Origin of the sequence: Anaeromonas frigoriresistens, assembly GCF_016820655.1 — a bacterium.
GTDB lineage: Bacteria > Bacillota > Clostridia > Tissierellales > SIT17 > Anaeromonas > Anaeromonas frigoriresistens.
Window position 1 is genome coordinate 71601 of the sequence record NZ_WSFT01000028.1, and the last position, 26249, is coordinate 97849.

The 26249-nt window shown below is 32.4% G+C and carries 27 protein-coding genes and 1 riboswitch; of the genes, 3 read left to right on the forward strand and 24 right to left on the reverse strand.

Going from position 1 to position 26249, the window contains the following annotated elements:
* Positions 1 to 288 precede the first annotated feature (288 nt).
* Positions 289 to 2199 (forward strand): ABC-F family ATP-binding cassette domain-containing protein, encoded by a 1911-nt coding sequence (locus GOQ27_RS06435; RefSeq protein WP_203366013.1) that lies wholly within the window; start codon positions 289 to 291, stop codon positions 2197 to 2199.
* A 559-nt stretch (positions 2200 to 2758) separates the two neighbouring features.
* Here the strand turns inward: GOQ27_RS06435 and GOQ27_RS06440 are convergent.
* Both GOQ27_RS06440 and tsaD read right to left on the reverse strand, forming a co-directional pair.
* Positions 2759 to 2959, reverse strand: coding sequence for a TM2 domain-containing protein (locus tag GOQ27_RS06440; RefSeq protein ID WP_203366014.1), 201 nt, complete (start codon positions 2957 to 2959; stop codon positions 2759 to 2761).
* Positions 2960 to 3033: 74 nt separating this feature from the next.
* Entirely contained in the window at positions 3034 to 4053 is a 1020-nt protein-coding gene (gene tsaD / locus GOQ27_RS06445) for a tRNA (adenosine(37)-N6)-threonylcarbamoyltransferase complex transferase subunit TsaD (RefSeq protein ID WP_203366015.1), read from the reverse strand.
* Between the two features lie 146 nt (positions 4054 to 4199).
* Here tsaD and GOQ27_RS06450 point away from each other — a divergent pair, with 146 nt between their 5' ends.
* Entirely contained in the window at positions 4200 to 4376 is a 177-nt protein-coding gene (locus tag GOQ27_RS06450) for a hypothetical protein (protein WP_203366016.1), read from the forward strand.
* Between the two features lie 34 nt (positions 4377 to 4410).
* Here GOQ27_RS06450 and GOQ27_RS06455 read toward each other — a convergent pair whose 3' ends face one another.
* The 14 genes from GOQ27_RS06455 to GOQ27_RS06520 form a co-directional block, all read right to left on the reverse strand.
* Positions 4411 to 4626 (reverse strand): hypothetical protein, encoded by a 216-nt coding sequence (locus GOQ27_RS06455; RefSeq protein WP_252187766.1) that lies wholly within the window; start codon positions 4624 to 4626, stop codon positions 4411 to 4413.
* 81 nt (positions 4627 to 4707) lie between these two features.
* The gene (locus GOQ27_RS06460) at positions 4708 to 5412 is read right to left on the reverse strand and encodes a YIP1 family protein (RefSeq protein WP_203366017.1); all 705 of its coding nucleotides are present in this window, start codon (positions 5410 to 5412) and stop codon (positions 4708 to 4710) included.
* 120 nt (positions 5413 to 5532) lie between these two features.
* A complete protein-coding gene (rimI, locus tag GOQ27_RS06465) occupies positions 5533 to 5982 on the reverse strand; it encodes a ribosomal protein S18-alanine N-acetyltransferase (protein WP_203366018.1) in 450 nt (149 codons plus the stop codon).
* Positions 5972 to 6688: a tRNA (adenosine(37)-N6)-threonylcarbamoyltransferase complex dimerization subunit type 1 TsaB gene (tsaB, locus tag GOQ27_RS06470; RefSeq protein ID WP_203366019.1), complete on the reverse strand. Its 717-nt coding sequence runs from the start codon at positions 6686 to 6688 to the stop codon at positions 5972 to 5974. Before tsaB ends, rimI begins: the two co-directional genes overlap by 11 nt.
* On the reverse strand, positions 6688 to 7143 hold the full coding sequence (tsaE, locus tag GOQ27_RS06475) for a tRNA (adenosine(37)-N6)-threonylcarbamoyltransferase complex ATPase subunit type 1 TsaE (protein ID WP_203366020.1): 456 nt from the start codon (positions 7141 to 7143) through the stop codon (positions 6688 to 6690). Before tsaE ends, tsaB begins: the two co-directional genes overlap by 1 nt.
* Positions 7144 to 7284: 141 nt before the next feature.
* Positions 7285 to 7887, reverse strand: coding sequence for an ECF transporter S component (locus GOQ27_RS06480; protein ID WP_203366021.1), 603 nt, complete (start codon positions 7885 to 7887; stop codon positions 7285 to 7287).
* A 102-nt stretch (positions 7888 to 7989) separates the two neighbouring features.
* Positions 7990 to 8111: riboswitch (FMN riboswitch) on the reverse strand.
* 181 nt (positions 8112 to 8292) lie between these two features.
* A complete protein-coding gene (locus tag GOQ27_RS06485) occupies positions 8293 to 9453 on the reverse strand; it encodes an amidohydrolase (protein ID WP_203366022.1) in 1161 nt (386 codons plus the stop codon).
* A gap of 450 nt (positions 9454 to 9903) precedes the next feature.
* Entirely contained in the window at positions 9904 to 11178 is a 1275-nt protein-coding gene (locus GOQ27_RS06490) for an MFS transporter (RefSeq protein ID WP_252187767.1), read from the reverse strand.
* Between the two features lie 164 nt (positions 11179 to 11342).
* Positions 11343 to 12155, reverse strand: a complete 813-nt coding sequence (locus GOQ27_RS06495; RefSeq protein WP_203366023.1) for a metal ABC transporter permease — start codon at positions 12153 to 12155, stop codon at positions 11343 to 11345.
* Positions 12152 to 12904 (reverse strand): metal ABC transporter ATP-binding protein, encoded by a 753-nt coding sequence (locus tag GOQ27_RS06500; protein ID WP_203366024.1) that lies wholly within the window; start codon positions 12902 to 12904, stop codon positions 12152 to 12154. Before GOQ27_RS06500 ends, GOQ27_RS06495 begins: the two co-directional genes overlap by 4 nt.
* A 10-nt stretch (positions 12905 to 12914) precedes the next feature.
* Positions 12915 to 13859: a metal ABC transporter solute-binding protein, Zn/Mn family gene (locus GOQ27_RS06505; protein WP_203366025.1), complete on the reverse strand. Its 945-nt coding sequence runs from the start codon at positions 13857 to 13859 to the stop codon at positions 12915 to 12917.
* Positions 13860 to 14082: 223 nt separating this feature from the next.
* A complete protein-coding gene (locus tag GOQ27_RS06510) occupies positions 14083 to 15246 on the reverse strand; it encodes a M20 family metallopeptidase (RefSeq protein ID WP_203366026.1) in 1164 nt (387 codons plus the stop codon).
* A gap of 72 nt (positions 15247 to 15318) precedes the next feature.
* Positions 15319 to 16392, reverse strand: coding sequence for an ornithine racemase Orr (orr, locus tag GOQ27_RS06515; RefSeq protein ID WP_203366027.1), 1074 nt, complete (start codon positions 16390 to 16392; stop codon positions 15319 to 15321).
* Positions 16393 to 16533: 141 nt separating this feature from the next.
* Entirely contained in the window at positions 16534 to 18711 is a 2178-nt protein-coding gene (locus GOQ27_RS06520; RefSeq protein ID WP_203366028.1) for a Tex family protein, read from the reverse strand.
* Positions 18712 to 18969: 258 nt separating this feature from the next.
* Here GOQ27_RS06520 and GOQ27_RS06525 point away from each other — a divergent pair, with 258 nt between their 5' ends.
* Positions 18970 to 19959 carry a Gfo/Idh/MocA family protein gene (locus GOQ27_RS06525; protein WP_203366029.1) on the forward strand — a complete coding sequence of 330 codons (990 nt, stop codon included), beginning with the start codon at positions 18970 to 18972 and terminating at the stop codon, positions 19957 to 19959.
* Between the two features lie 29 nt (positions 19960 to 19988).
* On the opposite strand, the gene GOQ27_RS06530 is transcribed toward GOQ27_RS06525, so the two are convergent.
* Genes GOQ27_RS06530 through agaV form a run of 8 tightly spaced genes read right to left on the reverse strand, consistent with a single transcriptional unit; the run spans position 19989 to position 26240 of the window.
* On the reverse strand, positions 19989 to 20648 hold the full coding sequence (locus GOQ27_RS06530) for an HAD family hydrolase (RefSeq protein WP_203366030.1): 660 nt from the start codon (positions 20646 to 20648) through the stop codon (positions 19989 to 19991).
* A gap of 11 nt (positions 20649 to 20659) precedes the next feature.
* Positions 20660 to 21586 (reverse strand): 1-phosphofructokinase, encoded by a 927-nt coding sequence (gene pfkB / locus GOQ27_RS06535; protein WP_203366093.1) that lies wholly within the window; start codon positions 21584 to 21586, stop codon positions 20660 to 20662.
* 9 nt (positions 21587 to 21595) lie between these two features.
* Positions 21596 to 22450: a tagatose bisphosphate family class II aldolase gene (locus GOQ27_RS06540; protein ID WP_203366031.1), complete on the reverse strand. Its 855-nt coding sequence runs from the start codon at positions 22448 to 22450 to the stop codon at positions 21596 to 21598.
* A gap of 1 nt (position 22451) precedes the next feature.
* Positions 22452 to 23606: an N-acetylglucosamine-6-phosphate deacetylase gene (gene nagA / locus GOQ27_RS06545; RefSeq protein WP_203366032.1), complete on the reverse strand. Its 1155-nt coding sequence runs from the start codon at positions 23604 to 23606 to the stop codon at positions 22452 to 22454.
* 9 nt (positions 23607 to 23615) lie between these two features.
* A complete protein-coding gene (agaF, locus tag GOQ27_RS06550) occupies positions 23616 to 24047 on the reverse strand; it encodes a PTS galactosamine/N-acetylgalactosamine transporter subunit IIA (RefSeq protein ID WP_203366033.1) in 432 nt (143 codons plus the stop codon).
* Between the two features lie 59 nt (positions 24048 to 24106).
* The gene (locus GOQ27_RS06555) at positions 24107 to 24952 is read right to left on the reverse strand and encodes a PTS system mannose/fructose/sorbose family transporter subunit IID (RefSeq protein ID WP_203366034.1); all 846 of its coding nucleotides are present in this window, start codon (positions 24950 to 24952) and stop codon (positions 24107 to 24109) included.
* On the reverse strand, positions 24942 to 25715 hold the full coding sequence (agaW, locus tag GOQ27_RS06560; RefSeq protein WP_203366035.1) for a PTS N-acetylgalactosamine transporter subunit IIC: 774 nt from the start codon (positions 25713 to 25715) through the stop codon (positions 24942 to 24944). The genes GOQ27_RS06555 and agaW overlap by 11 nt, the downstream gene beginning before the upstream one ends.
* 51 nt (positions 25716 to 25766) lie before the next feature.
* The gene (gene agaV / locus GOQ27_RS06565) at positions 25767 to 26240 is read right to left on the reverse strand and encodes a PTS N-acetylgalactosamine transporter subunit IIB (RefSeq protein ID WP_203366036.1); all 474 of its coding nucleotides are present in this window, start codon (positions 26238 to 26240) and stop codon (positions 25767 to 25769) included.
* Positions 26241 to 26249: the final 9 nt, after the last annotated feature.

Below are 26249 nucleotides of genomic sequence, written 5' to 3' on the forward strand. Positions count from 1 at the left end.
TACTTTCTATACAATCATTTAGAAATTCAAATCCACTATATATTATAATCCTTTTAATACCCAAATAGGTATAAGATATGTTAATTATATATCAAGATTATTTATCCAGTCAATTTGAACTCTTTCTATTATACTAAATTTTTTATTCAATATCAAAAAGCTATACAATATTTTATATTTACCCTAATATATACTTAATTATAACCAATTATCACTTTAATTCTACATAATACTCCATATCTAATGTATAATATACTTATACCCTCATAGAGTAAGGAGGCTAATAAAATGATAATTCTATCTTGTAATAATATAACCAAAAGCTATATTGCAGAAAAAACACTAAATAATGTATCCTTTGCTATAAATGATGGGGAAAAAGTAGGTCTTGTAGGACTGAATGGCGCAGGCAAAACTACCCTATTTAAGATATTAACTGATGAAATTTCTAGAGATTCGGGAGATATCTATCTAGCCAAAAAAACTAAAATAGGATATCTAAAACAGAATACCACCTTTAATAGTGAGAAAACTGTATATGATGAGACATTGACAGTTTTTGAAAATATTATACAAATGGAAAAAGATTTAAGAGACTTAGAAAAAGATATTAGTATTGAAGGTAAAAAACAAAACTCTGAAAAGTTAGATAACCTAATGAATAGGTATTCAAGATTAATGGAAAAGTTTACTGAGAATAATGGATATGGATATGAAAGTGAAGTTAGGGGAGTTCTAAAAGGCCTAGGTTTTAGTGAAGAAGAATTCAATCAGCCCATAAATAATCTAAGCGGTGGTCAAAAAACTAGAGTTACTTTAGCAAAGCTATTATTAGAAAAACCTAATTTATTACTCCTAGATGAACCAACTAACCACTTAGATATCGATGCAATAAATTGGTTAGAAAGGTATATAAGAGAATATAAAGGAGCAGCTATAATAATCTCCCATGATAGATATTTTCTAGATTCTACTGTATCTAAAATTCTTCAGTTAGAGAATAATCAGCTAAAGTCCTATAATGGTAATTACTCTGTATATATACAAAAAAGAAAGAAAGAATTAGAGCTTTTAACCAAAAATTACGAACAACAACAAAAGGAAGTTAAAAGACAAGAAGAAATGATAAATAATCTATCTTTAGGTGGCAAGCGGGCTATAAGGCAAGCAAAAAGTAGAGAAAAAATGCTTGATAAAATGAAGAAATTAGATAAACCTACCACTGTTAATGGTAAAGCTAAGATTCGCTTTGAACCAAAGGTCAAAAGTGGTAATGATGTTTTAAAAGTAGAGGAGCTCTCTAAATCCTTTGATGATAAAGAAGTTTTTAAAAATGTATCCTTTAATATTTATCGAGGGGAAAAAGTAGGTCTTATTGGACCTAATGGTATAGGGAAATCTACTATATTTAAAATATTACTAAATAATTTAAATTATGATGAGGGTATAGTAAATATTGGTCATAAGGTGAATACAGCCTATTATGATCAGGAACAAACAAATTTGGATAATGATAAGACAATTGTAGATGAAATTTGGGATGATAATCCTACTCTTGATCATTTTCAAATAAGAAGTATTCTAGCCAGATTCCTCTTTACCGGGGATGATATCTTTAAGGAAATATCCACATTAAGTGGCGGGGAAAAAAGCAGAGTATCCTTAATAAAGCTTATGTTATCAGAAGCTAACTTCCTATTAATGGACGAGCCAACTAACCATTTAGACATCGACTCTAAAGAGGCCTTAGAGGATTCCCTTATTGATTATAATGGTACTCTTTTTGTTATCTCCCACGATAGATACTTCTTAAATAAGGTTACAGATAAAATACTAGAATTAAGCAGAGATGGCATAGAAGAATACCTTGGTAATTATAACTATTATATAGAAAAAAAGAATAGTCTAGTGGAAGAAGAAGAAATAGTATCTACCGAAACAAAAACCGAAATAAAAAATAGAAGAAAAAAAGAACGTGAAAAAATCAGAGAAGATCAACGAAAAAAGAAACGCCTGACTAATATAGAAAAAGAAATAGCATCTTTAGAAAAAGAATTAACTACTTTAGAAGATCTGATGTGTAAAGAAGAAGTATACTCAGATCCAGATAAAAGCTTAGAAATACATCAGAGGACTACTAATGTAAAAAATAGTCTAGAAGAATTATATGAGGAATGGGAAAATCTACTTGTTGATTAATTTCAATAGGTAGATTTTTATGTTTACCAAACAGACGTACTATTAATACCAAATTTTTCTAAGAAAAATGGAAAAAATTTATTTTAACCATTTTATCCACAATTTATGCACATAATCCCCAGCGTTATCCACATATTTATCATGGGACAGGCTCTTTTGTCTATTGATTTTCCACATTATCCACAAAATTTGTATATAAATCTGTCAACAATGTGGATAAAATGTTTATAAAGCTTGTCCAGACAATTTTCGTCAATTTATACCATAATGGTTAACATAAACTTATAAAAACAAGGCATTTTACATTATTCGATTTACAAAAATATTGTTTTTTTACTTTCTTTTTCTAATAAGTGCTATGTACCTGCGAGCCTAGTCCAGGGGTCCTAAATATAAGATCCTTCGCTACGTTCAGGATGACTACTCTATTGTCCCTCTTAGCGTAGTCGAAGAGTCTTGTTTTAATTTGTATGTTTTTTCAAGAACCTTAAAGACAAGATTCTTTGGAGGATTATTATACCATAAAAAAAATGATCCCTCTAGGGAATCATTTTTACTACTAGTTATATTTTCTATCGAAATCTTTCTTTGTCATAAGTAACATTAATACTCCTTGGAAAATTCCTATTATCTCTGGAATACCAGTCCAAGCAAATAAAAGCATCAATATTCCTTGCCCAGTTTGTCCTAAATAAAACTTATGTATTCCGAATCCTCCAAGAAAAATCGCTAACAATCCAGCCACTACTTTACTTTTCATATTAACCACCTTTATCTTCTTTAGTTTATACTTTAATATATTTATACCCATAAAGGTGGAAGTTAATAATTGAACTACTTATCCCCGAGTTTTAAATTAGGTACTGCATTTAGATCTAAATCTGATATTCTTCCCTTTATATAATCATAATATCCTGCACACCCGATCATGGCAGCATTATCTGTACACAATATTTTTGATGGATACTTCACATCTATACCTAATCCCTTAGCTTTTTCTTCCATAAGCTTTCTAAGACCCTCATTGGCTGCCACCCCGCCTGCTATTGTTATGATATTAGAGTTCTTTAAGTTAGCAGCTCTTAAGGTCTTATTCACTAATACTTCAATAACAGCTTGCTGAAAACTAGCTGCCACATCTTCTACTACTATATCTAAATCCTTTTGCTTTTGGTTATTTAAATAGTTTAGAACTGCTGATTTTAATCCACTGAAACTAAAATCAAAGCTATCTTCCTCTAAATATACCCTAGGAAAATTAACAGCATCTTTATTACCTTCTTTTGATAATTCATCAATTATTGGTCCTCCAGGATATCCTAGATTCATGGCTCTGGCTATTTTATCAAAGGCTTCTCCGGCAGCATCATCTCTTGTTCTACCTAATATTTCATATTCGCCATAATCCTTTATATATACTAAATGAGAATGACCTCCTGAAACAATTAGACATACAAAGGGAGGCTCCAACTCTGGATGTTCAATAAAGTTTGCGTTTATATGTCCTTCTATATGGTTTACTCCTACTAAAGGCTTATCTAAAGCATAGGCTAAAGCTTTACCATAGGATAGACCTACCAAAAGTGCTCCTACTAATCCCGGTCCGTAAGTAACAGCTATATTATCTATATCATTTAATGATATATTTGCTTCCTTCAATGCATCATCTAATATATAGTCAATGGTCTCTATATGCTTTCTTGAAGCAACTTCAGGAACTACCCCACCAAATTTTTTATGTAATTCTATTTGTGAAGATATTCTATTACTTAAAATTTCCCTACCATTTTTTAATACCCCTATAGATGTTTCATCACATGAGGTTTCTATAGCCAATGTAATTATATTTTCCAAAAAAATCCCTCCAGCTATTTAATCTTCTGTTCATTATATAATATACCCTTTAATTTAAACAAGCTTTCCATTAATTCTCCTTAAGAATAATTTATCCTATTAATATGAATACTAAGTATAGGGATTATCACAAAAGGAGTGATTAGATGGCTAAAAATAGGCATCCTGGGTATAATGGCGTAGATAGAAATAGAGATTTCCCTACAGATCTTTACAAAGCAACCATATTTGGTGACCTATCCTTCTATAATCAAGTTCACAATTTTGCTAATCCCTATGAAGGAAAAATTCATTTTGATAAAAGAAAAAATGAATTTAGGTAGTCTAAAAGAATTAGGGCACCCTAGGGTGCCCTAATTAATCAAGTTTAACGTCCATATTTGATAGTATCTGATCTATAAGATTCAGATTGCATTTATGCTCAGAATTAAAATGCTCACAATTCTCACAACTAGAGACAGTTTCACCCATACTTTTAACATCAGATCGTAATGAACTATCTCGCTCAAATCTATACTGACTACATCTTTCAGCTATATTCTTTAATTGATCTTTATTAACCATATTTCCCATATATTCATCCTCCTAAGTAATTATATTAATTCCTTATTTTCATACCTTTAGTATAACTAACTTAGAGGATTATATTCAGATTTAAATCATACCGCCATAACTTAACACATGAAGACCTGCGGAAAATATTATCCATATAATCCAAGGAAGTATTACTGGGATTAATGCTTTTTTTCTTGAAATTTCAAATATATAAGATGTTCCTATAAGAGATAATACTTGATACCAAATTACAAGAATATCCATTCTTAATGCAATACCATATACTAATCCTCCAGCCATAGATTCGGGCAAAATTTGGGCTAAGCTTAATTCTATTGGATTTGTTCCTAAAAGATAAGCTATCACTGCCAACACTAAAGTTCCTACTGCAACTGGGATATAAGCATAGGTAGTTACTACCATTGCATCTGTATAGTCACTATCTCCCCCTGCTAATACTGCCAAGCCACTTATCATAAAAGCCTTAAAGAATATCACAAATAAAGGCACTAAGGGTATCAATGCTATTGTAATATATACGTAAGCATTTAATGTACTACCAGAAGGGGTAGTTCCTCCCATACTTTTCAATACATTATTAATAAATTCTTCAGAATTAATCTGTAAAAATGCCGTTAATACTGTTGTTATTACAATTACAAATATAGATAGTTTTAAATTAGGATAAAATTTTAAACTCTTAAACAGTCTTTTAGGATCTATAAAAACATCTCTAACTTTTTCCCACCATTTTAATTCAGTAACATCACTATAATCTTCAAATTCATTGAAATTATCACTCATATAATCTCCCCTTTTCATATAATACTTAAAACCAAGATCCTTCGTTGCTCTCAGGATGACAATACATAGTGATATCTATGTCCTTAAGTTTGTCATACTGAACGGAGTGAAGAATCTTTTTTATATTTCCTTCCACATAATAACCGCATCTTCCTTATTATCAGCATAATAACCAGGTCTTATCCCTATATCTTCAAACCCGTGACCCTTGTACAAATTTCTAGCAGGAGTATTTGACTCCCTTACTTCTAGGGTCATTCTTTCAATATTCAATTTCTTACAGATATCAACTAAACCATCTACTAGAATATGACCTATTCCATATCCTCTATAGCCTTTATGAACAGCAATATTAGTAATATGTCCTTCATCTAGGATTAACCACACTCCACCATATCCTATAATAGTATCATCTATCTCCGCTACCATATATCTAGCCAAGTTATTCTCAGTTACTTCCTTTACAAATGCATCACGAGACCAAGGAGTAGAAAAGGACATTTTCTCCACAACCAATACCCCATCTATATCTTTTTTTTCCATTTTTCTTAATTTAACTTTATTCTTCATATTTTCCATTCATCCTCATATCATATTCCCTCTCTGCTTGGGATTTTCTTAAATAGTCAGGAACTAATTTTCTATAGTCTATTCCTTTCCCATCCTTTATCTTCCTAAGAGCTAACTCCGCCACAGAAGATGCCCTAGGCATATTTGTAGAATTAGGAGAAAACATTACTCTTTCCTTAAGTCTTTCTACTAATATTTCTCTATACTTTTTTGCTCCATCTCCATTTATAATAATTCTTTCATTTCTCTTAAGTAAAATATCTATCATTTCCTCCACTGGAAGAACATCCTGCTCCATTATAGTATAGAAAGCTCCATCTTCCCATTTATATATGCCAGTATATACTCTATCCCGTCTAGCATCCATCATAGGAACTACTATACCTTCTGCATAGGGTATATTGAAGGCTAGAGCATCTATAGTAGGTATTCCTATTACTTCCTTTTCATGGGCATGGGCCATAGCTTTAATTGAGGCCAGACCTATTCTAAGTCCAGTAAAGGAGCCTGGACCCACTGCTCCAGCATATACATCAATATCCTCTGGTTTTAAATCTAGACTATTCATTAATTCCCTTATAGCAGGCATTAATTTTTTTGAATGGGTCATTTTATCGTTTATTATATATTCTCCTAAAAGGTTTTCATCATCCATAACAGCACAGGTAGCTACTCTACTGGAAGATTCTATTGCAAGTATCTTCATTACTTATCCAACTCCTTAATTAACTCTTTATTACCCTTACCCTTTACTTCTATCTTTATTTCTCTACCATCATCTTGAAGTTTATTTATCTTTATCTCTACCCTATCCTCTGGTAATATCTCATCAATCATTGATGCCCATTCTATTATTGTAACACTATCTGAATAAACATACTCTTCATATCCTATATCATACATTTCATCTACATCAGCTATTCTATATACATCAAAATGATTAACATGGAATCTTCCCTCATATTCATTAACTATAGTAAATGTAGGACTAGTCACATAGTCATCCACATCTAAACCCTTTGCTATAGATTGCGTCAAAGTAGTCTTTCCCGCACCTAAATCTCCATCTAAGCAAAGAACATCTCCTGATTTAAGTGATTTTCCTATTTTCTCTCCTAATTTTTCTGTCTCTTTTAGTGAGTTTGTTATTATTTTAATCATATCCCATTCCTTCTTCTATATCTTTTGTTATTAAAAATATGTACTTACTAAATATTATATAATTCTTACCAAGTATACACAAGATTATTAATTTTACTTGGTTTTTTGTAAAAAATAAAAACCGAAGCTTAAGGCTTCGGTTTACTTGTGAAGTAATGGTGATATTCTTTTATATAGTGGTATAGTTACCACTGATATCATTATCCCTTTTACTATGTTGAAGGGAGATATTGCAAAGATTACTAATGTTTTTACATCATTTACAAACTTATTAACTGCTGCTCCCATTTCTACGAAGGATTCTAAAGGTGCTCCATATAGTTTTGCATAGAAGGGTAATAAGAAGAAATAATTTGCAAAGGCTGCTACTACTGTCATTGCTATAGTTCCTGATATGAGTCCTATTATTGCACTTTTTAAGCTCTTATTCCTATTGTAAATACTTGCCGCTGTATATACGAATACACTACCTACTATAAAGTTTGCTAACTCTCCTACTCCTACTGTAGTGGTTCCCTTTAGAGCTATATGAAGAACATTTTTGATAAGCTCTATTACTACTCCTGTCATAGGTCCTAATGCAAAGGCTCCTATTAAGGCAGGAATATCACTAAAATCCACCTTTAAAAATGGGGGTGCAAACCATAGGGGAACTTCGATGAACATTATTAAAAAAGCTAATACTGATAACACTGCTGTTTTTGTAAGATACCTTGTGTCAAATTTTTTCTTTGTAGCTAACATAAAAACCTACCTCCTGTTTTAGTCTTTCTTCAGATAGATTAAAATAGCCCTTGGATAAACTCCAAGGGCTTTAAAATTCTACATTATTAAGTATGTAACATACTTAATCCTCTTCCATCCAGACTTTACTGTCGGTCCTGGAATTTCACCAAGTCAACCGTATTTTCATACGGGTCGCGGACTTTACCGCCGGTCGGGAATTTCACCCTGCCCTGAAGATTAACTATTAATTTTTATTTTATTCTTAACTTTATTATAAAATATAGTTATTATTTTGTCAATAATATGTTAAGTGTTTTTTATTGTAAATTATTACTCAAGTAATCCTGGTCGGTCCTCAGACTCTTCGACTACGCTCAGAGTGACAGTATAGTTGTCATCCTGAGCATAGCGAAGGATCTTATCTTATCCTCTATGAACAATTTTACCATCTATTATTGTAACTGCTGCTTTAGCACTAATGTCTCTTAAGGGATGTCCATCAAATATTACTATATCCGCATCCTTACCCTTTTCTATACTACCTATTCTATCCTCTACTCCTAATATCTCAGCAGCGTTTATAGTGATAGCTCTTAAAGCTTCTTCTTCATCTAAGCCAGCATTTACTGCCCAGGCAGCACATAAAGCTAATCTATCTAAAGGTATTACTGGAGCATCAGTCATTATTGCAAATTTTACTCCTGCTTCGTGAAGTACTTTCGGTGTTTCAAAACTCTTATTCTTTAACTCAAATTTTGATTTATGACCAAAGGTAGGTCCTATTATAACTGATTTACCATCCTTAGCTAATTCATCAGCTATAAGATGACCTTCAGTGCAATGCTCTAATGTGATATCCACATCAAATTCCTTAGCTATTCTAAGAGCAGTAAATATATCATCTGCTCTATGGGCATGGGCCTTTAATGGGATCTCTTTTCTGATAACTCTAGCCATTGCCTCCATCTTCATATCAAATTCTGGCATTTTAGTCTGATCACCCTCTGCCCTGTCTTGCTTTTCTACATAAGCTTTAGCTTTGAATAGTGTCTCTCTTAATATGGATGCTGTAGCCATTCTAGTAGAAGGAGACTTTTTCATGCTATGATAAACCCTCTTAGGGTTTTCTCCAAAAGCTATTTTCATAGCAATACTTTCATCAATGATCATATTATCTATTCTGCTACCATAGGTTTTTATCAATGCAAATTGGCCACCTACTACATTAGCACTTCCAGGTCCAGTAGCAGCAGAAGTAACTCCCGCTTCATAGGCTTCTTTTAATGTTTCATCCATTGGATTTATCCCATCTATTGCTCTTAATTGTGGAGTTACTGGATCAGTCATTTCATTTCCATCGTCCCCTTCAAACCCAATAGAACTTTCAAATAACCCCACATGACAATGGGCATCGATAAGTCCCGGTAGTACTATCTTACCACCAGCATCAATTATTTCTGCATCTAAAGTCGCTACTATGTCTTTACCAACCTCTTTAATCTTTCCGTTTTCAATAAGTATACTACCGCCTTCTATCATCTCTCCAGCCATAGTATGAATATTACCATTTCTAATAAGTATCATTTTGTTACCCCCTTTAAAATTGTATGTAAAAAATTATTTATCATAATTAATAACTATATAGTTGTCATCCTGAATATAGTTAAGAAACTTAAGACTCTTCGACAAGCTCAGAGTGACAGATTAGTAGTGTCATCCTGAGCAAAGCGAAGGATCTTTCTTTTAATTATTGTTCGTCTGAGTACTGATAGATATATCACAATTCCTTCATTATTATGTCAAAAAATCTAGCAAAGATAAGAGAACCATTGTGGATATTTAGTTTGAAAACTTGACGAGGGTGAATGCAGAAAATCCGTGGATGAGACAGTAGGTCTCATCAGCCCCTATGGGACAAGACGTCCCACTGGGGCGGTTAGGATTTTCAAATGAACCCAGGCAGTAGTTTTCTCTAAATTTTAACCTGGTGAACGTTCTTTACTAGATTTTCAATATTGCCAATATTAAAATTTCCTACTCACTATAAATATTCTTACAATTAGTCTCCTTGATGAGAAACAATGACACTAATGAGATGATAATAACAACTAAACAAACCATAAAGGCCTTATTATATGCCTCTACAGAGTAAACCCCTCCAGCTCCATCGGACTGTTCTAATACAAATCCAATAATAGGCTGAATTATAGCTGCAAATAGGAAACCACCCATATTAGCTATAGAAGTAGATACCCCTGCATATTTCTCAGGGTTAACTTCCTTACCACAAGCCCAGGATAATACAAACCCTGAAGAAGTAAGTCCCATAAGGAAGAATAGCACATACATAAATCCTAAACTCATATTTCCTGGATTAACAAATAAAAATACTATCCATACCACTAAATATACAATAGAAAAAGCAGCAAAAGGTAATCTTCTCTTACCTAGCCTATCAGAGATATTTCCTACGATCAAACTTCCTATCATAAGCCCTAATGTCACCATCATAGTAAATATTGAAGCTTCTCCTTTGGTTAGACCATATACATCTATCATATATGGAACTCCCCAAGTTCCCATAAAAGCAATAACTGATCCAAATATTCCTCCCATTGCGAAGAATGCTGGCCATGTACGAGGATTAGTAAATACTATTTTAAGTCCATCCTTAATACTAGATTTCTTCTTTTCTTTTATAATAACTATAGGATCTAATCCTAAATCTTCAGGCTTGTTTCTTACTAGAATATAAGTAACTATAGCAATAATAACACTTATTCCCCCAATAACAGAGAAAGACTTTCTCCATCCAATAGCTGCCACTAATACAACTAAAGGATATTGAGCAAGTAGTGCTCCTCCATTTCCGATAAAGGAAGTAAGTCCTGACATCCTACCAAACTCATCAGGCTTAAACCATTGAGATAATATCTTTAAGGTTGAAATAAATACTACAGATACTCCCAGTCCTACCGTAAGTCTTCCTATATAAGCAAAGGTAATATTCGGGGCAAATCCAAATATCAAAGATCCAATACCTGCTAATATGATTCCTACAGATACAGTTTTTCTCGCTCCTAAAGTATCAGCCAAAATACCACTAGGTATTTGCATTAACATATATGGATAAAAGTACATTGCTCCAAAATTCCCAAACTCTACATCAGTAATATTAAAAGAATTGATTAATTCTTGTCTTACTACTCCAGCAGCCACTCTATGGAAGAAAACGATTACATAAGCCATAGCTAAAACTCCCCATATAACCCATCTTCTATTGTAGCTTTTCTGATTTACACTCTCCAAGAAAACTCCCCCTTCGCATAATATGTCCACCTTAAAGTATATCTCAATTTTCTGAATTATTAAAGTAGTTTATTCCTTTCACTATAGTATAGAGTCTAAAAGATAAGATCTTTCGCTATGCTCAGGATTACAAATAAAAAAACCTCGGAGTGCACCCTCCAAGGTTAACTTTTAAATATTTTCCCTTTAGCAAAAGCCGATATAAAATAAGCAGAAGCTGATAAAAGTATGATGGTTGCTCCTGATGCTATATTAAAAGCATAGGATATAAATAATCCTGAAACAGTAAATAATACACCTAATAGACTTGATATAATCATAATATTTTTCAAATCATAAGTGAATAACTTGGCAATAGCCGGGGGTATAGTAAGTAGGGCTATTACTAAGATAATACCCACTACTTTCAGTAATACTACTATAGTAAGGGCTATCATAATAAAAAGGAAATTCTCCAGTAGTCTAGTTGGAATTCCTAATACTGATGCAAATTCTTCATCAAATAAATATACCTTCCAATAATTAAATAATAATACCACTGAAGCTACTACTACTATATTTGCTATAATCATAATATTCATTGAGAAATCTGAAACAGTTAATATATCTCCAAATAAATAAGAAGTCATATCCGGTGGATATCCAGGCATTAAGGATACAAAGAAAATACCCAAAGCCATTCCAACAGACCAGAATATTCCCACTAATGCATCAGAGTTTGTCCTAGCCTTTCTATTTATACTAGATATAGATAGGGCAGCAAATACTGCAAATCCAAAAGCTCCAAGTATAGGTTCGAACCCTAATAAATATCCAAGACCTATTCCTCCAAAGGAAGTATGGGCAATACCACCACTCATCATAACTAATTTTTTCTCTACTATAATAGTACCTATAATTCCACATACAATACTAGCTAGGATTGCTGATATAAATGCATTTTGAAAAAAATTATAACTGAAGGCTTCTAATATCATTTCTCATCCTCCTCGTGAATCTTCAATACCCTATGAGGAGTTGGTCCATGGGCTACTAATTCCACAGGACAACCGTATACCTTTTCTAGAACATTTTGATCTAATTTAGTATCGTCTCCATGATAGTGAAGATTCCTATTTAAACATGCCACCGTATCAATATATGAGTTTATTACTCCCATATCATGGCTTACAACTAGAATAGTTTTATCTTTATTTAAAAGCTTTAATAAATTGTATATCTCTGTTTTAGAGTTGGCATCTAAGCTTGCTGTGGGCTCATCTAATATCATAACCTCTGGCTCTACCATAAGAGCTCTTGCTATCAATACCTTTTGAAGTTGTCCACCAGAAAGCTGAGATATCTGTCTATCTTTAAACTCTAATATACCTAGAGATTTCATTATTTCTTCTGCTTTTTTAACTTGATCTTTCTTAAATTTATGAAGAATCTTAATTTTCCCTTCTAATGCCCCTAAAAGTATTACATCTAGGACACTTATAGGAAATTCCCTATCAAAGTGACTGAATTGGGGAACATAACCAATAGGTTTTTTAAAATTAATCTCGACTTCCCCATGATTAGGTTTGATCAATCCTAATAAAACCTTCAAAAGAGTAGTCTTTCCACCCCCATTAGGTCCTATTATTCCTAAGAACTCTCCTTTTTCTACCTGTAGATTTATATTATCTAAAGCTCTAACTGGTCCATAATCTACACTAAGATCCTTTACTTCTATAACATTCATAAACTCACCTCTATTGAAGTACTTCCTTAAATTTTTCCGCTATCTCTTTCATACTCTCAATGTAATCCATAGATAATGTATCTATACTTATTGCAGCTCCATCAATCTCTTTTGCTATAGTTTGCGCTTGGGATTTATCAAATTCTTCTTGGTAGAATACGAATTTAATATTATTTTCTTTTGCAAAATCAATAACTTCTCTAAGCTTTTTAGCTGAGGCTTCTTTGCCAGACTCTTCAATAGCCACCATATTTAGACCATAATCATCAGCAAAGTATCCCATAGAAGGATGATATATAATAAAGGATTGTTGACTAGCTCCTTCTACGCTTTCTTTTATTTCTTTATCTACTTTATCTATTTTACTTAAATATTCTTTAGCATTATTTTCATAGAACTCTTTATTATCAGAATCTAACTTTATAAGTTCATCTCTTATTGTTTCTACCATCACCTTAGATCTTCTAGGTGACATCCATATATGAGGATCTACTCCTTCATGATCATGATCATCTTCTTCATGTTCATCTTCCCCATCATGACTATGCTCCTCATCTTCACTGAAATTTCTTTCAGGATGAACCTCTGCTACTATATCAGATAAATAAACTATTTTTATATCTTCATTAAAATCTTCTATGTTTGGTAATATATTATTAACCTCTGCCGGTACCTCTATTGAAAAGTATAAATTAGCATCACTTAATTTAGTTAATTCCTTAGGTGTAGGTTGATAGTTAGCTTCACTATTTCCTGGTGGTATCATAGTAATCACTTCAACCTTATCTTTAGCGATTTCTCTAATGAAAGATTCTTGAGGAGGTATTGATACCCCTACGATAGGTCTTTCTTCTCCATTCTCTTCGTTTTCTACATTTCCAACATCGGAAGTACATCCAGTAGATATCACTATTAAACTTAATATTAAAATACTTATTGTAATTATTCTTTTCATTATATCTCCCCTTATTGCAAATCATTTGCATTAAAATTCATACTACTATTTTATCAGAATTTTTTCATCTGTCAATAGAATTATTTTATTCTTACCCTATATGAAAAAACTTTACCTTAAATGTCACAGATAATTTCATTATTAACAAAAGTAAGTATTATTAGACATGATATAGACAATAAAAAAAGGCTAGGTGACAACCTAGCACTTTTTATTGTCTATTTTATTTGATAGATTCATCAAATTCTTTTTTTATATCTTTTAAAGCTTCAGGATTCTTAATGACTTCAACTCCTGTTAATACTAATGCTTTAATTGTTCTTTTCATATTATCATAAGCCTCCTCTGTTAAGGTGGCTTCTGCAAACTCTTTAGTATGAGCTATTATCTCTTTACTACTTATCCCAAAGAAAGGATGGATAGTAGCACATTTATGACTTACATTTCCAGCATCTAAAGATCCATAACTTTGCTCGGGATCAATAATCTCTTCTACTCCTGCCTCTTTAAGAAACTTAGTATAGATATTGGATAATACTTTATTTGTTACCATATTATCATAGGAAGCTTCATAGTTCCTAAATTCTAAAGTAGTTCCTGCTGCTAATGAAGCTCCTCTAGCACAGTTTTTAACCTTTTCTGATAACTCTATTAAATATTTTTTAGTAGTTGCCCTTACATAAAACTGAGCTATGGCTAAGTCAGGGACAATATTAGCTGCCTTTCCTCCTTCTTTTATTATTCCATGAATTCTTGCTGAAGGTTTCACATGCTCCCTTAATGCATTGATATTATTAAATGTATTTATAGCACCATCTAAGGCATTAATTCCTTTATCAGGATCGGATGCAGCATGGGCACTTTTTCCCTGAAAAATAAATTCTATAGCTTCCATAGCTAAAGATTCTCCACTTTTACAATATTCCTTGGATGGATGGGCTACCATAGCTACATCTACATTATTAAAAGCTCCTTTATCGGCCATTTCTACCTTTGCTCCACTGGTTTCCTCAGCAGGAGTGCCAAATACAATAACTTTTCCCCCAATACCTTTTATTAGTTTGCTCAGTACTATACCAGCTCCAGTATTAGTAGCTCCTAGGATATTATGACCACATCCATGACCAATCCCTGGTAATGCATCGTATTCTGAAAGAAATGCAATAGTTGGTCCATCTTTTCCACTATCAAATTCTGCTCTAAAGGCTGTATCCATATTCATATACTTTTCATCCACATCAAAGTCATATTTCTTCAATAGGTCTACATGGGCTTTACTGGACTTATGCTCTTCATATCCTAATTCTGGATTATTATATATATATTCACTTAAATCTATAAGTTCCCTTTCCAATTCCCCTATTAATTTATCTATATCTTTATCCACTATAATATCCCTCCCTTTTCTTGTATGTATTTTTCACTATTAGCATGAAACACATAGAGCCCTTATTTCTTTTCAAATATACTCTCTATATAGATATTTAGAGTCCATAGCCCTTAATATAGCAATATAGTTTAGGTAAAAATCTACTTTATCTCCCACCTTATAAGTATGCTTAGAGTTAGTAATATCTAAAATAGTATGGTCACTACTTCCCCCTAGAATGGTTATATCTTTATCAAAAGGGGTCATCCAATCTATAGCTACATCTTGCTTACCTACTGCACATATAGCTCTAATCATATCTCCTTTATCATCAAAATGAGGAACTTCACCAAAGGCATTTAAACTAATATCACCTATTGGTTTTGATGGTTTCTTCTTTACTTCCACTATCTCTGTTGTTAATTTAAATGCATCTATAAAAGTATCTTCTATTCTACTATCCGTAACCTCCACAGTACCTAGCATCAAGGCAGTTCCAAGTCTTAATTGATTTATTCCTTTAGGAAGTTTTTCTTTTTGTATTAAATGAAAACTACTAGAATTCCCCCCTGAAAGAGTACTGATATCAACATTAAATTCTTCTTTAATTTTCTTTTTTAATACTACAAGTTTCTCTAAATTTTCTATACTAGGCAATACTCCACCAAAGCAAGATAGGTTTGTTCCTAGTCCTATTAATTTAATCCCTTTTAACTTCAATATTTCTTCTACAATTAGTAAAATTTCTTCCTCGTCAAATATTCCTTCTCTTAAATCTCCCACATCAATCATTAAAATAATACGATGGATTATATTTCTTTTTAAAGCCTCCTTTGATAACTCCTTGATAGTCTCTATCTCTGAATTCAAGGATATATCTGCATAGCGAACTACTTCTTCTGCATTACTAATCATAGGTAGTCTTAAAAGCATCTTTTCTGCCTTAATGTCTTTTAATAATTCAAGACTTTCTATCCTTGATTCCCCAATTATTTTTACTCCCCCATCCACTAGAGCCTGGGCAGTCTCTAATGATGCAGAGGTCACTTTGTTCACCCCTACTATTTCTACTCCTAATGAATCACATATCTCTACTAATCTTTTGGTATTATGAGTTATTTTGTTTAAGTCAATCTGAAGTCTTGGATATTTTGTCTCCCCCATATTATCCTCATCCTTTTTTTAATTTTAGTCTTATTAAAATATATTCTTTCTTATTTTTAAATCCCCTTCATTTTATCGAAAATTTTAATTAGTTCTCTACTTAAAAAAAGTCTGTCGATTTAATAATCGACAGACTTTTATTTATATTCCTTTCATAGTAAGAGAGATTCTACCCTTTTGTATATCTACTTCCATTATTTTAACCTTTACTTGATCTCCTACAGACACTACAGCCATAGGATTTTTAACATATTTATCACTTAATTGAGATATATGGACTAATCCATCCTGCTTCACTCCAATATCAACGAAGGCCCCGAAATCTACAACATTTCGAACTGTACCACCTAATATCATATCTGATTTCAAATCCTCCATTTTCAGTACATCACTTCTAAATACTGGCTTTGGCATATCTTCTCTAGGGTCTCTACCAGGCTTCTTTATTTCTGATATTATATCTTTCAGGGTAGGAACCCCTACTTCTAATTCTTCTGCTAGTTTATCTATAGCCTTATCTATATCTCCCATAGATTGGTATTCTTTTATTTTTGCATCTATATTTTTAAGCCTACCCTTTTCTATATCTTCCTTAGTGTAACCTAATTTATCTATAAGCTTCATTGTAATACTATAGGACTCAGGGTGAACCGATGTATTATCTAAAGGATTTGTTCCTCCTGATATTCTTAAGAATCCTGCGCATTGTTCAAAGGTCTTCCCACCTAGCCTTTTAACCTTCTTAATTTCTTTTCTATCCTTAAATTTTCCTATCTCTTCTCTATATTTAACGATATTTTTTGAGACTGCTGGAGATAATCCTGCCACATAATTAAGTAATGATGGAGAGGCTGTATTTAAATCAACTCCCACTGTATTTACACAATCCTCCACTACATCCTTTAAGGATTCACCTAATTTAGTTTGGTTTAAGTCATGCTGATATTGACCTACACCTATATGTTTAGGATCAATTTTTACTAGTTCAGCTAATGGGTCTTGAAGTCTTCTTCCAATGCTTATAGCCCCTCTTATAGATACATCCACATCAGGATATTCCTCTGTTCCTAGCTTTGATGCTGAGTAAACAGAAGCTCCTGCTTCACTTACTATTGTGTAATGTACTTCTTCTTCTATTTCTTTTATCATTTCAGAAACTAAAGTTTCAGTTTCCCTTGATGCTGTACCATTTCCTATTGGTATAATATCTATATCATATTTCTTAATAATTTCCTTCATTATCTTCTTAGATTCCTCTACTTTATTATGAGGTTCATTTGGATATATTGTAGTATAATGTAGCATTTTTCCTGTTTCATCTAATACTGCAATCTTACATCCCGTTCTATAACTAGGGTCAATAGCCATCACTTTTACTCCTGCTACTGGAGGTATCATTAATAATGGTTTAGTATTTTTTGCAAATACTTTTATTGCCTCTTCTTCTGCTCTTTCTGTAAGTAGTCCTCTAATCTCCCTTTCAATTGATGGAGATATCAATCTTTTATATGAGTCCTCTATTGCTTCTATTATTGTGTTTTTAAATATGGATTTATCGTTAGTTATAACATTTCGTTTAAGATAGTCCAATATAATATCATCTGGATTTATTATATTTATCTTTAATATTCCCTCTTTTTCTCCTCTATTTACCGCTAATACTCTATGATTTGGTATTCCACTTACCTTCTCATTATAATCATAATACATTTCATATACTGATTCTTCTTCCTCATTAGAAGCTTTAGAGCTAAGGGTCCCCTTATTATAAGCAACACTTCTAATATATTTTCTATAGTCAGCATTATCAGATACTATCTCAGCTATTATATCCTTTGCTCCTACAATAGCATCTTCTACTGTATTTACTTCCTTTTCTTCATCAATATATTTAAGAGCTTCATCTTCTGTACTTCCAGACTCCATTCTCTGTTCTAATATTGTCTCTGCTAAGGGCTCTAGGCCTTTTTCCTTAGCCTTTGTAGCTCTTGTTCTTCTCTTTTGTTTATAGGGTCTATATAGATCCTCTACCCTTTGTAGTACTTCTGCTTCTAATATATCCTTTTCTAATTCCTCTGTAAGCTTTTCTTGCTCATCTATTAACCTTATAACTTCTTCTTTTCTAGCTTCTAGATTCCTTAGATATGTAAGTCTCTCACTTAAGTCTCTTAATAACTCATCTGATAATCCACCGGTCATTTCCTTTCTATATCTAGCTATAAAAGGAATGGTATTTCCTTCATCAATTAAACTAATTGTATCTTCTACTTGCTTTTTTCGTATATCAAATTCTTTAGCTAACTTTAAAGCCATATCCATATTTTTCTACCTCCTAAAATCTCATGTTACTATTATATATTTTTGTAAAGCTTTACTCAAGGTGAAGTTATTAATCACTCCTCTCAGTGTTGTCATTCTGAACACAGTGAAGAATCTTAAAGACAAGATCCTTCGTTACCTCAGGATGACATACATAGTAGTGACTCTTCACAGTTCTGTCATTATGACCATAGGAAAGAATCTTATATTTATGATATAATAAAATTATATAGAAATATCATTTTGGGAGCTGATATAATGATAAAATTTGGTGTGATAGGCACTAGTTGGATAACAGAAAGATTTTTAAACTGTGCCAAATTAAACAATGACTTCAAACTCAATGCAGTTTACTCTCGTACTGAAAATAGAGCAAAGGAATTTGCCGATAAATATGGAGTTAAAAATATATTTACTGATGTTGAAGCTATGGCTAAAAGTGATTGTATTGATGCGGTATACATAGCAAGTCCCAACTCTCTTCATTCTAAGTATTCATTGATATTCTTAGAAAATGAAAAGCATGTTTTCTGTGAGAAACCAATAGCATCAGATTTATATCAATTAAATTCTATGATAGACAAAGCTAAAGAAAAAAATGTGTTATTAATGGAAGGAATGGTGTCCTCATTCTTACCAAATTTCCAATCTATAAAGGATAATTTACATAAAATAGGTAAAATAAGAAGATACGTAGCAAACTTCTGTCGATATTCATCCAGATATGATCAATATAAAAGGGGAGAAAATCCCAACACCTTTAACCCAGAGTTTTCTAATGGATCTCTTATGGATATTGGAGTCTATGGAGTTCATCCTGTACTACATCTTTTTGGAGAACCCGATAGCATAAAGGCCAATGGAGTCTTACTAGAATCAGGAGTAGATGGAGAAGGGTCTGTAGTTCTAACCTATGAAGATATGGATGCTATAATAATCCATTCCAAAATATCTAACTCCTATATGCCTAGCGAAATACAAGGCGAGGAAGGCAGCATGATAATAGATAAACTATCCACTCCACAAAACGTAAAAATAGTTTATAAAAATGGAGAAGAAGAAGATATCACTGTGGAGCAATTAGAAGCTAAAATGTACTATGAAGCTACAGAGTTTATAGAATTAATAAAATCAGGAGAAACAGAATCAAGTATAAATACCTTCGATATTTCAAGAAAAGCAATGAAAATATTAGAAGAGTCTAGAAGACAAATGGGAGTAATATATCCTTCCGATAGGGAAAAATAGGATAGGGCATAGATGATACTTGCCCTATCCTATTTCTTTAGTACTTTTTTCAAATTATCTTTACTAAAATTTTCAATAACCATATCAGCTAATTCTAAACTTTGAAACTCACTTTTTCTATTACTGAGTCCTATACATTTCATTCCTGCCCTTTTAGCAGCCCTCACTCCATGCTGAGAATCTTCTATAACGATACACTCTTTAGGGTCTAATTCTAACTTTTCTGCTGCCTTTAAAAATATATCCGGTGCTGGTTTTCCATTTTCTACAGCATTTCCATCCACATATCCTTCCATATATAATCCTAAATTAAACTTCTCATATATAAAGTTAATAATTCTACTATGGGATGAAGAAGCTATGATCATTTTAATGCCATTATCTTTGAAATATTTTAACCATTCTTCTAGACCAGACATCAAAACTAAACTCTCGTGATTCTTTAATTTTATATAGAACTCATTCACATGATGTTGATAAACTTCATCGACTGTGTATTTTTCATGCAGATTATTTTTCTCAAGCAATTCTTTCCATATTTCCCTTAAATTAACCCCTATATAGTTTTCTATTTCCTTTTCTGAAAGATATATATCATAATCACTAAAAACCTCTTTATCTATCTCTATATAAATAGGCTCGGTATCAACAATCACTCCATCCATATCAAATATCACACCTCTAAACATATTACCTCTCCTTATAAAATAACAACCTCTATTTTTTCTAAAATTTCATTCACCACTGTGACATCTATTTTTCCTGTTTCTTTTTCCATAGCATTAGCCACACCACAGGCATTAGCATACTTAAGAACTTCTATAATATCTAGATTCTTAGATATTCCATAAGCAAAACCAGCGATAGAGCTATCTCCTGAACCCACAGGATTTATTGCTTTTATTTTTGGAATATTAACTTTGAAATTTCCTAATTTACCAAAAAAGTACATTCCTTCACTACCTAGAGAAATAGCTATATTCTGAGCTCCTAGATCTAATATTTTCTTAGCAGACTTTTTTATATCTTCTTCTGTATTTAGTACTCCCCCTATTATATTTTCTAACTCTTCCCTATTAGGCTTTACTAAAAAAGGTCTAGAATCTAAATTAACTATTAAATCCCTACCACTCGTATCTAATATAGCTTTTTTTCCCTTTTCATTTATAACCTTTATTAACTTTCCATAAATATCATTATCTATACCTTTAGGTAAACTCCCAGACAAAGTAACTACATCTAAATTATCTATTTGACTTTTAAATACCTTTAATAGCCTATTCTCTTCGTCTTTTGTTATGGTGGGACCTCCTTCTAATATTTCAATATTATCCCCTAGTTCATCTATTATATTTAGACAAGTTCTAGTAGTTCCTTTTATATTAATAAAGTAAGATTTTATTCCCAATTCACTTATTTTCCTTTGGATGAAATCTCCTTCACTTCCCCCTAGAAATCCAAATGCCAAAACTTTTTCTCCTAATATTCGAACCACTCTAGATACATTTAATCCCTTACCTCCTGCTGTAGCTGAATAATCCGATGTCCTTTTTACTATGTTTATATCCAGTTTATCAACATTATATCTTCTATCTATTGCAGGGTTTAGAGTAACTGTTCCAATCATTTTAATCACCTAAGCCTTATTTTGACTATTGCATAGCAGTATTTTCCTTTTAACTAATTCTTTCATCTTATCCTTCCCTGGAATAAGATATTTTCTAGGATCATTTGCTTCTGGATTATTATCAAAATATTTTTTTATTCCACTAGAAAAAGCTATTTTTAATTCTGTTGCTATATTTACCTTACATATACCTAATTCTATACATTTTTTTACTGTTTCATCAGGAACATCCGATGCCCCATGAAGAACTAAAGGAACATTAACTCTTTTCTCAATCTTTTCTAATCTTTCAAAATCTATTTTAGGTTCAGATTTATATAGTCCATGGGCGGTTCCAATAGCTACAGCTAGTGAATCTATTCCTGTCCTCTCTACAAAGTCCTTAGCTAACTCTGGATCAGTCAATTGGGAATCTCCTTCTTCAACGATAAGATCATCTTCCTGTCCCACAAGTTTCCCTAACTCAGCTTCTACTGTCACATCATATCTTTTTGCGAATTCAACAACATCCCTTACCTTACTTATATTTTCTTCATAGGGAAGAGATGAAGCATCTATCATTACAGATTTGGCTCCAAGAAGTATTGCTCTCTTTATATCCTCTACATCTTCATGATGATCTAAATGAAAAGCTATAGGTACTTCAGATATTTTAGCTGCTGCTTTCATGATATTTATCAGATATTCTTCTCCAGCAAATTTTATAGTACCGGGAGTAGCTGCCAGGATTACCGGTGATTTCATCTCATTTGCTGCTTCCACTACTACTTGAACTGTCTCTAAATTGTGTATATTAAATGCAGGTACTGCATAACCTCTTTTCTGTGCATTAATTAATAAATTTTTACTAGATACAATAAACATATTATCTCCCCTTTTCATATACAACTTTTCCGTTAACAATAGTCCCACATATATTTAATTCATCATCAATTATAGTGATATTAGCTTTCTTTTTCTCCTTTAAACTTCCTATTTCATCCGCTAATCCTAAGGCTTTTGCTGGGACTATTGAAGCTAGTCTTATAGCTCTAAATAAATTTATATTTGTAGCATCCATTATATTTTTTATTCCATCCTTGATTTTAAGGGTGCTTCCCGCTAAAGAACCTGATTCTGTTCTAGCTATGCGGTTTTTTACCTCTACTTTTAATTCACCTAAGATATATTCTCCATCATCTAATCCCCCTGCCCGCATACAGTCACTGATTAGATATAACTTGTCATTCCCTTTTAATCTATACAAAATCCTCATCACGGCTGAATCAACATGAATATTGTCTGCTATTAACTCTGCATAGATATCCTCAGAATCCATTATAGCTCCAACTACACCAGGCTCTCTATGATGGAGTCCTGTCATACCATTAAAAGTATGAACTCCAATCTTTGCACCCATTTTTATAGCTTCTATAGCTTCTTTATAGGTAGCATTTGTATGACCTATAGAAGTCTTTACGTCTCTTTTTTTTAGATATTCTATTATCTTAGTAGAATTTTCCTTCTCTGGAGCTATAGTTACTATCTTTATAGTATCTCCCGATATATCTAAGAGAGTTCTTATTTCATCTAATTTTAGTTCTCTCATATATCTTACTGGATGAGCACCTTTATGTTCTTCAGTAAGATAAGGACCTTCTAGATAAGTTCCTAATACTTCTGCTCCTTCAAGTCCCTTAGTCATTGATTCCCTAACATTCTCGATGGCATTTTTAATCTTTTCTAAGGGAGCTGTAAGGGTTGTAGCTAGAAAAGATGTGACTCCATTCTTAGCTAGATACAATGAAATCTTATTTAAAGAATCATAAGTAGCATCCATTACATCCTGTCCATTTGCTCCATGAATATGGAGATCTATAAGTCCCGGTATGGCCTTAAACTCTCCTAAATCTATGACTTCAACATCTCTGTTTTTTTCTTTTCCAATTTTTTCGATATATCCATTTTTTATTAAAATATAACTATCCTCTATAACCTTATCCTCTGCATAGATTTCTTTACATTTTAAATAATATTCCATTTTACCACCCTAAATTCCATCTTCGATTTTTATTTCTTTTTCTTTTTTACTTTCCTTTAATTCAAAGGATAGAATCTGTTTTTTACCAGTTTCTATAGCTCTTTGTTTTAATTTTTCTACTTCTTCATTATCTCTATCAAATAATATCTCCATTATCATAGGTACATTGGTACCTGAAATCACTTCAATATTCTCATTATCCATTGAGACTTCCACAGATGCTTTAAAGGGAGATCCCCCTGGAATATCCGTGAATATCAAATAACTGTTACAATTTAACTCATTAATATTTTCCAGTATATTTCTTTTTAAATCCTCTGTAGAGTGTTGTTCTAAAAAATCTACAATTCTTATATTTTCTTGTTCTCCTACTATAAGTTTTATTACAGATTCTATTCCTGATGCAAAATTTCCATGTCCAGCTATTATTACTCCTACCATATCTTCCACTCCTATCATTTAAAATATGGAAGGCCAATGGCCTTCCATATTTAATTTAATTAAAAGATTCCTATATATTTACCTCCAACACCTACTAATACTGTTATACCAATAAGTTTTATAGGTGACCAACCTCTCTTTAATAGATAATACATCAGTAATGCATAACCTAAGGGAAGCATTTTTGGCATTATCTTATCTAAAACATCTGCTTGCAATGCTACTTTTGCTTCTCCTGCTTTTATAACTAAGCTTGTTGATAAGTTTATATAAGAAGCTATTAAAGCACCTACAACTGAAAGTCCTAAAATACTTGCTGCTCTTGAAACTAATTTTGTATTATCTTTAAGGGCACCTATAGAATTAACTCCTGTTCTATATCCATAGTGCATAAGTCCAAATCTAAGTAGAAAATGTACTATATTAAACATTATCAAGAATATTATAGGCCCTGCTACACTGCCTTCTATTGCTAAAGAAGCACCTATACCTGCACTAATAGGTAATAATGTTAACCAGAATAAAGCATCTCCAATTCCTCCAAGAGGACCCATTGTAGCTACCTTTACTCCTCTGATTGTCTCTGTATCATTCTTATTCTCTTCCATAGCAGCTACTATACCCATTATGAAAGTTACTAAGAAAGGATGAGTATTAAAAAATTCCATATGAAGCTTCATTGATTTTGACAAATCTTCTTTTTTCTTATGAATCTTTTTAAGCGCTGGAGCCATTGAATATAACCATCCAGCAGCTTGCATTCTCTCATAGTTAAAGGATGCTTGCAATAGTAATGATCTCCACGCCATCTTATTCAAATCTTTTTTATCTAACTTTACATCAGTTGTTTGATCTTGATATTCAGGATTTGTTGATAAATTCTCTCTATTAATATTAGATTCCATCAGTTATTCCCCCCTCATCAAAATTAGGTGGTGTGTTGCCTTTATTCTTATTATTGTAATAATCATATAGAGCTATTGCAGTTCCAATAAGGGCTACAGCTAATATCGGTAATTCAAGATAAGCCACTAAAACGAATCCTACTAATAAGAACCCTGCATATTCTTTTTTCAACATAATTTTAAGTAATAATGCAAAACCTATAGCTGGCATCATCCCTCCTGCAACAGATAAACCATCAATAAATGTCTGAGGTAATTTATTCACTACTGTTGCTGCAGTATCTGCACCAAAATATATTGGTAAGAATACTACTATGAAATATGATACAAATAATATTGTTATTCCTAAATAATTTATTTTGTCAATTCCCTTTAAGTTAGCCTTTTCAGCATACTCATCAGCCTTGTGCATTACTGGTGAAAATGCTGTAAATAATAATGTTATTCCTGCTTGGGCTGCCACTGCAAAGGGTACCGCTATACCTACTGCTACATTTGGATCTTGATTTGCTAATATAGCAAAGGACGCTCCTATTATACCACCTACCACAACGTTTGGTGGTTGTGCTCCAGCTAATGGAGCCATCCCCATCCAAACTAACTCAAGCATACCTCCTGTTATAAGTCCAGTTTGAACATCGCCTAATATTAATCCTACTACTAAGCCTGATACTAAAGGTCTATGAATATGGGTTAGACCATTGAATAAATCAATTCCCGTTATTCCAGCCCAAAGTGCTAAAAGTAAAGCTTCTAATAACATATATTAAACCCCCTTAAAATTATTTATATAAAAATCTACTATTGTAGATATCTATATCAAATTCATTATATCTTTTCCTTTTTCATCAGGTACCTTTCTTAAATCAAGTTTAACACCCAATTTATTTAATTCTCTAAAGGTTTCTTTATCATTTTCATCTACAGAAATAGTTGAAGTAATCTGTTCTTTTCCTTCAGCATAGTGCATGTTACCCACATTAACTTCCTTGATTGGGACTCCACCCTTTACTAAAGCCAATACATCTTGAGGAGATTTACAAACTATAAATATCTTTTGTCTATCCGCCGCCTTATGAATAACATCTATAGTCTTTTGTAGAGTAAAAAATCTTGTTTGAACAGTATCTGGTAATACCATATCCATTAGATTTTGTCTTACTGTATCTTTAGCGACATCATCATTAGCAACTAAAACTAAGTTAGCACCCAGATGATTCGTCCATGTAACACCTACCTGCCCATGGACAAGTCTGTTATCAATTCTTGTTAGTAAAATATTTGGCATATGAATTCC